Origin of the sequence: Trichlorobacter thiogenes, from assembly GCF_900167465.1 — a bacterium.
Taxonomy (GTDB): domain Bacteria; phylum Desulfobacterota; class Desulfuromonadia; order Geobacterales; family Pseudopelobacteraceae; genus Trichlorobacter; species Trichlorobacter thiogenes.
In genome coordinates, this window is the sequence record NZ_FUWR01000008.1 from 145,363 (window position 1) to 150,724 (window position 5,362).

The 5,362-nt window shown below is 55.2% G+C and carries 5 protein-coding genes and 1 pseudogene; all 6 read right to left on the reverse strand.

Going from position 1 to position 5,362, the window contains the following annotated elements; genetic code table 11:
• Positions 1 to 2,615, reverse strand: a 2,615-nt coding sequence (locus tag B5D39_RS08945) for an NACHT domain-containing protein (RefSeq protein WP_139366734.1), incomplete at its 3' end; no start/stop codon positions are given.
• 211 nt (positions 2,616 to 2,826) lie between these two features.
• Positions 2,827 to 3,039, reverse strand: a pseudogene (locus B5D39_RS08950) (LL-diaminopimelate aminotransferase); the annotation flags it as partial.
• 20 nt (positions 3,040 to 3,059) lie between these two features.
• Positions 3,060 to 3,413: a HepT-like ribonuclease domain-containing protein gene (locus B5D39_RS08955; RefSeq protein ID WP_078790128.1), complete on the reverse strand. Its 354-nt coding sequence runs from the start codon at positions 3,411 to 3,413 to the stop codon at positions 3,060 to 3,062.
• Positions 3,406 to 3,696, reverse strand: coding sequence for a nucleotidyltransferase family protein (locus tag B5D39_RS08960; RefSeq protein ID WP_078790129.1), 291 nt, complete (start codon positions 3,694 to 3,696; stop codon positions 3,406 to 3,408). Before B5D39_RS08960 ends, B5D39_RS08955 begins: the two co-directional genes overlap by 8 nt.
• A 55-nt stretch (positions 3,697 to 3,751) precedes the next feature.
• Positions 3,752 to 4,984: an LL-diaminopimelate aminotransferase gene (locus B5D39_RS08965; RefSeq protein WP_078790130.1), complete on the reverse strand. Its 1,233-nt coding sequence runs from the start codon at positions 4,982 to 4,984 to the stop codon at positions 3,752 to 3,754.
• Between the two features lie 64 nt (positions 4,985 to 5,048).
• On the reverse strand, positions 5,049 to 5,362 hold a 314-nt coding region (locus B5D39_RS08970; RefSeq protein WP_139366729.1), incomplete at its 5' end, for a transposase.

The window sequence follows — 5,362 nt, forward strand, 5'->3', positions numbered from 1 at the left end:
AGCGCGGCCCTGCGGGTTGCCTCGTGATCATCCTGGACAGCGCACTGGGTCAACAGGTCGCGGGTTGTCTGGTCCGGCCACTTCTCCGCCAATACTTCAACCGAACCACGCCGTACATCCCAACTGCTGCAACGGCTCAAAGCCTCTATCCATGCACGTTGCTCAAATACTGCAGCCAGGAAATGTGGCCACCGCCAGTGGTGATAGAACGCGTCGGATTCTGGGTGTTGACCAACAAACTCAAATGCAGACTTGCCAGGCCACCTATTTCCCATTTCGCGCCCTGCAGCAACTATGTCGAGCACGAATACCTCCGGTGGTCTAATTCCCTTTAGGAAACAGCTAACAACAGCGGTCAAGAGATTCCACCCGGCCGCCTCAAGCCTGCTTGCACTTCGCACATCACTCAGACAGCCGATTGCCAACGGAAATTCCGGCAGCGGTGTTACACCGTCCCACTTTTCTAAATCCGTCCGCGTGGTCAAGCATTCGACAATCCGCCTGACGAACTGCTCGTCGATCTGCCCGCAGATCAGCCGTAACACCTCGCGGCAGTGCTTGTCGAACAACTCGATTAGGCTATCAACGTCTAGAGTCTTAGCAACATTGAACTGATGCACAAAATCGGCGGCACAAAAGAACTCAAGGAACGTGCGATGCACAAAAGCATAGCTGTCAGCGCCGACGAAGCAGAGGATAAAGTTGCGGTGCCGCAACTGCTCGACGACCGCTCGGGCCGCAGCACGGGCTTGGGCGAAATGTAGTTCATTTTGCAGATAGTCCTCGATTAAGCAGGTGAGCGTCTGGCCGTCAATCATGTTCCCTTTCAGCCCGCTCGGAGCCGCCTGCATGTGCGCGGCAATGCGGCGAAGGATGTCGTTCTTCTCCCGCAGTCCGATCTCCGTGCTCATACCCGGAAAGTTTTCCAACGCGCGCTCCGTGTCCCACTGGTGCAGCAGCACGCGCGACGCCTGAGTGTACAAGTCTGCCCGGTCCCTCGGCAGTTCCTGGTTGCGGTTCAGGATGGCCATCATAGTCAGCAGCAGCGGGTTACCGGCAAGCATGGCGATTGATTTGGACTCATGAATCGCCTTCTGCAAACGGTCCCGCTTCGGCATTGCCAGCGTCGGATCGTCGAAGGTCACCTCGTGCCAGCGATTCAAAAAATCGGTGATTTGCGAGGCGTCCAAATCCTGCAGCATAAAGTGGCGGAACTCGGCGTCGAGAAGCCTCTGAGGTTGATAGCCCACGACGCGCGACGTGAGGACAACCGGCACACTGGTGAACTGACTGCTGAATCGTTGGATGTCGTTAATAACCGACTCGCGCGTCGGCACATCAAATACTTCATCCAATCCGTCCAGCAGCAGAACGACACGTCCGGTCTGTTCAAGCAGTCGGCTGAGCAGGCCGCGGGGCCATTCATGCCAGACCGGGGCTTCTTCAAGAAAGCGGACGAAATCCTTGCGAGCGTCGCACTGCCAGCGGGCGTAGGCGCCCAACTCAACCACCAGCGGAATCAGCTGCGTGTTTCGAACCGTGGGCTCGGCAATACCAGCCCAGCGCAGGGCCAGAAAACGGATCAACGAGGATTTGCCGGAACCAGGGTCTCCCAGGATGACCAGCTTCCGCCCAGCTCCCGCCGGCGATGCACGCAGGGCCTCGTCCACGACATCCAGCACGGGGCGGAGTGGCTGTCGGAAGTAATCCTGTCGCAGTTGTTCCGCCTGCTGGTCAGTTTCCTCAAGTTCTTTGGCATCAATCTCGCCGGAGTCCAACAGCCGCTGCTGGTGTTCCTTAGGTATTTCGAGCAGTCGTGGGTTGTATTGGTGGCATTCCCGCACCGATTGCGGTACGAAAACGCCCCACAACCGGACGCCGCCGTAATACGCGCCGGTCGTATCGAGCATCTCGAAATTTAGCTTGTCAAATCGCTTGTTCACTGCAGCCTGATAACGGTCCGCGTCGAACTCGGCTGGCAATACGACTGTAACCGCATCGCTGAAAGCGGCAACGTAGGCTGCCCGTTCCGCAGCCCACGGTCGTGCCGGATCGGCCAGCCATTGGTTGAGGTCATGCATGAAGAGCTCTGCAAATCCGGTCGCACTGGGATACTCAGCGTAGAAGACTGGCTTATTCAGGTCCTGCATTCGTTTGCGGAAGGCCCGGACTTTCTTCCACTGGTCCAGCGCAGCGTCAGCCTCGTCGGGATCGGACGGCAACTCCAGCTTGTCAACTTTGCGGAAGAACCACTTGATTTCCGGGAAGCCCGTGGCCTCATGGCTATCCATCGCCCAGTTGTACTCTTCCTCAGTTCCCGATTCCGCCTTGCCGCTCGGCGAGCCGAACCGCTGGCCCATGATGCCGATAACTAATGCCAGCGACTCCCGGTATTTCTCCAACGTTTGCTGATTAATCAGCTCCTGAGGCCGACCAACGCCGATGGTCGCGTAGTTTTCCCAGTCCACAACCTCAAATCTAGCCCCCCAAATATGGGCCGTGGAGCGGTTGTAATCATCGAAAAACTTACGTACGTACTGCCGTTCCACCCCCACGTCACCAGGTGAAGCAAGAAACACATGATACTGACTGAGTGGTTTTGGGGTGGGTTTCATCGCTGTCAAGTCCTCCGTCAGTATCTGAATGTGATGGTTGTTTCTGCCGCGATTTCCATCAATCTCTGTCGCTTCAAGGCCAGCCGGATACAGTGTTTCTTCTTGCTAGCCGTTTCCCGATAAACGTTCAGAGTTGTCATCGTGAGGTGGAAATTCTGGGGAATAATTCCGATTCCCAATTTAAATAGATTTCGCACGCTTTCAGTTCTTCCTACTTCAAATTCTTCTTTATCCGCTCCACCGCCTCAATCACATTCTCGCGATGGCCGAAGGCCGAGAGGCGGAAGAACCCTTCGCCACTGGGGCCGAAGCCGGAGCCGGGGGTGCCGACCACGTTGCATTCGTTCAGCAGCTTGTCAAAGAAGTCCCAGCTGCTCATGCCGCCGGGTGTCTTGAGCCAGATGTACGGGGCATCCACACCGCCGGGGGAATTCCGGGGACAGTTTACTTAATGCGCTTCTCGGCAACCAGATCTTCTACCAACAGCTTTATCTCTGGCAACCTTTGTTTTGCCACCTTCCAGACCGTCATCAAGTCCACCCCCATGTAGTCATGGATCAGCACGTCACGCATGCCAGCCATCTTACTCCAAGGTATCTCAGGGTGTTTGTTGCGGTAAGAGGTGGGGATATGCTTGGTGGCTTCGCCCAAAACTTCCAGGCTCCTGATAACGGCATTGATGGTCTTGCGGTCTTCTTCAAACTGATCAATGGTCATTCCGGCGATAAACTGATCAACCTCAATGATGGCTGTGAGGATGTCGGCGAGATAATCGGCAAGCTCCCGCCCCTTAGACATACTCAACCTCAGCCAGAATTCGTTTGCCAATGGCAGGTTTCAAAGCCGACTCCATCACCAGATCGACCTTATGCTGAAGACGAGCCTCAAGGTATTCACGCAGATCGACAAAATCGAACAGATCGATCTCACGGTTAAAAGAAACCAGAATGTCGATATCGCTACGCTTGCGTTGCTGACCGCGCACGTAGGAACCGAACAGCCCCAGCCGCTCCACTCCGTAGCGGATAGCCAGCTCAGGCTTGGTGTCTCTGATTATGTTGATAACTTCCTGTTTACCCATAGCTATCTCATACCATACAAGAAGGGGCGCTGCAATCAGCGCCCCTTCATTTAGTTTACTTCAAATTCTTCTTTATCCTCTCCACCGCCTCAATCACATTCTCGCGGTGACCGAAGGCCGACAGGCGGAAGAACCCTTCGCCGCTGGGGCCGAAGCCGGAGCCTGGGGTACCGACCACGTTGCATTCAGTCAGCAGCTTGTCAAAGAAGTCCCAACTGCTCATGCCGCCGGGGGTCTTGAGCCAGATGTAGGGAGCATCCACACCGCCGTAGCAGGTAACGCCAACCTCTTTCAAGCCTTCACGGATGATACGGGCGTTCTCCATGTAGTAGTCGATGATCTCTTTGGTCTGCTTCCAGCCCTCATCGCTGTAGACAGCAGCAGCAGCCTTCTGAACCGGATAGGAGGCACCGTTAAACTTGGTGGTGGTGCGGCGCAGCCAGAGCTTGTTGAAGCTGTACTTCTCGCCGGTTGCGGTGGTGCCCATCACCTCTTCAGGTACTACCACCAGACCGCAACGCACGCCGGTAAAGCCAGCGGTCTTGGAGAAGGAACGGAACTCGATGGCGCACTTCTTGGCCCCTTCGATCTCGTAAATGGAGTGGGGGATCTCAGGGTTGGTGATGAACGCCTCATAGGCAGCATCAAAGAAGATGATGGCGTCGTTGGCATTGGCGTAATCAACCCACTTCTTCAACTCGGCCTTGCTGGCCACGGTGCCGGTGGGATTGTTGGGGAAGCAGAGATAGATGATGTCCACTTTCTGGGTGGGCAGCGAAGGGATAAAGTTGTTGGCCTCGTTGCAGGGCAGGTAGACGATGTTCTGATAGTAGCCCTTCTCGTCTGCCTCGCCGGTGCGGCCGATCATGACGTTGGTGTCGTTGTAAACCGGGTAGACCGGGTCGCCGATGGCCACCACGTTGTCCAGGGCAAAGATATCCAGGATGTTGGCGCAGTCGCACTTGGAGCCGTCAGAGATGAACATCTCCTCGGTCTTGAGGTCCACACCCAGCGGCTTGTAGGACTTCTCGATGATGGCATTGATCAGCCAGTCATAGCCCTGCTCCGGGCCATAGCCGGCAAACTGATCAGTGGTGGCCAGATCATCCACGGCGGCATGGAACGCCTTCAGTACAGCCGGTGCCAGAGGGCGGGTCACGTCGCCGATACCCAGGCGGATAACCTTGGCATCCGGGTTGGCAGTGGTAAATTCACGCACGCGGCGGCCGATTTCCGGAAACAGGTAACCAGCTTTTAACTTCAAATAGTTGTCATTGATTTTTGCCATTACGAAACATCCTCCAAAAATTATTTGCCACAGAGCAACTGTGTTCTCTGTCAAGTAGTAACATTTAGTTAGCCATAGCTGGCTTCCACTTTTGACTGGTTTTAATCATGGCGTTTAAAATGGTCAGTAGCTTTCTCATGCATGCTACTATCGCTACTTTTGGCACTTTGCCAGCCTCTTTCAGTCGCTTATGGAATGCCTTGATAACCGGGTTGAAACGTGTTGCCGCAAGAGTGGCCATGTAAAGTACGCTTCGTATATCGGCTCTGCCACCACTGATACAGCGTTTGCCTCTGAAGTGTCCGCTATCTCGGTTATAGGGGCAGACACCGACAAGTGCGCTGATTTTTTTACGGTTCAGCGTGCCAAGCTCAGGTA

What these genes read in the sequence shown, in the direction of transcription:
- B5D39_RS08965 (WP_078790130.1), bottom strand. Translation starts at nt 4,984, where the DNA reads ATGGCAAAAATCAATGACAACTATTTGAAGTTAAAAGCTGGTTACCTG.
- B5D39_RS08955 (WP_078790128.1), bottom strand. Translation starts at nt 3,413, where the DNA reads ATGTCTAAGGGGCGGGAGCTTGCCGATTATCTCGCCGACATCCTCACA.
- B5D39_RS08960 (WP_078790129.1), bottom strand. Translation starts at nt 3,696, where the DNA reads ATGGGTAAACAGGAAGTTATCAACATAATCAGAGACACCAAGCCTGAG.